This is a genomic window from Salipiger sp. HF18, from assembly GCF_011806505.1.
GTDB classification, from domain to species: domain Bacteria; phylum Pseudomonadota; class Alphaproteobacteria; order Rhodobacterales; family Rhodobacteraceae; genus Salipiger; species Salipiger thiooxidans.
Genome location: NZ_JAATOS010000744.1, coordinates 1 through 1,435 on the forward strand (window position 1 = coordinate 1; position 1,435 = coordinate 1,435).

A 1,435-nucleotide genomic window follows, 5' to 3' on the forward strand; every position below is an offset into this window, starting at 1 on the left:
CGTGGTGTGACCGTAGACCTCCGGCTGGCGCGTCCCGAGAAGGTTGAGGTTCGGACCGTTGAGGATCAGGAACCCTGGCATGTGAATGACCTCCAAAAAGAATGGCCACCAGTTATCTCGCGATGCGCGCCGTTGTCCAGAAAGGAGCATCGCATTTTCCCTATTCCGGACCCGTCTGCGGCGCTTTGATCCTGCTTTGGGCGTCGTCCGGGGCACGTCTCGGCGGGCGGGCGTGCCTCTGGGGCGTGTCGGGGGCGGGATCCACGCGGATTTCAGGGGTTCGACATGCACTACGTTATACATAATACTGATTATACGTAATACGTCCATCCGCTTGGGGATCTGCGTACCACACCCCCTTCAGACGCCGAGAATGCCTGCCATATACGGTTCCGAGGCTGAGAGCTCTTCCGAGAACGGCATTTTAATCCAATGGCTTGGGCTTCGTTCCTCAGGTCCCGCTCACACGGTCCATCGCAGAAGATCCGCCGGCAGCATGCGTTCTGCCTCTTGCCCGGAACGCGCGGCTCGGTCACAACTCCCCGCATGGAAGAGACACCGGACATCCTCTGCATCGGCTCCGTACTCTGGGACGTCATCGGCCGATCTGCGAGCCACATGCGTCAGGGGTCGGATGTTCCCGGGCACATCACCCGGCTGCCCGGCGGCGTCGCGCTGAACATCGCGATGACCTTCGCCCGCTTCGGGCTACGCCCCGGGCTGCTCAGTGCCGTCGGCCGCGACCGCGAAGGCAACGAGCTCACCGAGGCCTGCGCCCAGCTCGGGTGCGAGACCGGCTATCTCTACCGCTCCGATGACCTGCCGACCGACCGCTACATGGCGGTCGAAGGCGCCAACGGGCTCATTGCCGCGATTGCCGACGCTCATACGCTGGAACGCGCCGGCGCGCGCATCCTGCAGCCGCTGCTCGACGGCACCCTTGGCAGCGTCGAGGCGCCCTACAACGGCCCCGTGGCGCTCGACGGCAACCTGACCGAGACGCTGCTCGACGAGATTGCGCGCGACCCGGCCTTTGCCGCCGCAGACCTGCGTATTGCGCCCGCGAGCCCCGGCAAGGCCGAGCGGCTGATGCCGTTCCTGCGCGCCCGTCGCGGCGTGCTTTACGTCAATCTCGAGGAAGCCGGGCTGCTCTGCCAGACCAGCTTCGACAGCGCCCCGCAGGCCGCCGCCCGGCTGGTCGAGCGTGGCGCCGCCCGGGCCGTCGTGACCAACGGCGGCGATGCCGCCTGCGATGCGACGCCCGAGGGCATCGTCGCAGAATGTCCGCCCGAGGTGCTGGTGACCCGTGTCACCGGCGCCGGCGACACCTTCATGGCCGCGCATATCGTGGCCGAACTTGGCGGCGCAGGCCGGGCCGAGGCGCTCGACCGCGCGCTTGCCGCCGCCGCCACCTACGTATCCGGAGACATCCCGT

Annotated in this window: 2 protein-coding genes; one reads left to right on the forward strand and one right to left on the reverse strand. The window is 66.8% G+C overall.

Translation table 11 applies throughout. The features are described from left to right. On the reverse strand, positions 1-81 hold an 81-nt coding region (locus HC022_RS26495), incomplete at its 3' end, for a type II 3-dehydroquinate dehydratase (RefSeq protein WP_167454375.1). A 465-nt stretch (positions 82-546) separates the two neighbouring features. On the opposite strand from HC022_RS26495, the gene HC022_RS26500 reads away from it, so the two are divergent. Next, the coding region (locus tag HC022_RS26500; protein WP_167454374.1) for a PfkB family carbohydrate kinase at positions 547-1,435 on the forward strand (889 nt) is incomplete at its 3' end.